We start from the raw sequence: 603 nt of genomic DNA, 5'->3' as shown, positions 1-603 counted from the left end.
CACACCTCAACCCCAACACGCTACTCCTCGACACCAATACTTTGTAGACGACGAAACCTCGACTGTCAAACACGATTCGTTGGCGACCCACTGCGTGTGACTACTCCCACCCGCATGCCACGCCAACTTTGATGGGTCATTTCCGATGAGCAAAAGTGGGTCACTTTCAATGAGCGCCAAAGGGAGGCCCTGAAGCAGGATGCGCCGCGCCCCGGGCGCACCCCCAGCGTCACGGCGGAGCTTGAATCGAGCATCGTGGACAGGACGCTGCACGAAAAGCCCATCGCCGCCACGCACTGGAGCACGCGCACGCTGGCCGCGCAGCTCGGGGTGGGGCCGACGACGATTCGCCGCGTGTGGAAACGCAACGGCCTGAAGCCGCATCGCCAGAGCAGCTCCAAGCTCTCGCGGGACCCGCGCTTCGAGGACAAGTTGCTGGACGTCGTGGGGCTGTACTTGAGTAAGCGTGCGACCGAGTCTCGGCGGCACGCTTACGTACTTGAATCCACCCGAGCGCGTCCTGGTGCTCAGCTGCGACGAAAAAAGTCAGATCCAGGCACTCAACCGCACCCAGCCGGGCTTGCCGATGAAGAAAGGCCGCGC

1 pseudogene is annotated in these 603 nt (G+C 62.5%); it reads left to right on the top strand.

Annotated features, from left to right (window positions below):
- Nucleotides 1-213 precede the first annotated feature (213 nt).
- A pseudogene (locus AC1DY5_RS58010) lies at nt 214-603 on the top strand (transposase); the annotation flags it as partial.

The sequence above is a fragment of the Variovorax sp. P4_D9 genome (assembly GCF_056401695.1).
Note: the sequence above shows the minus strand (reverse complement) of the source record. Positions and strands in the feature narration are given on the sequence as shown.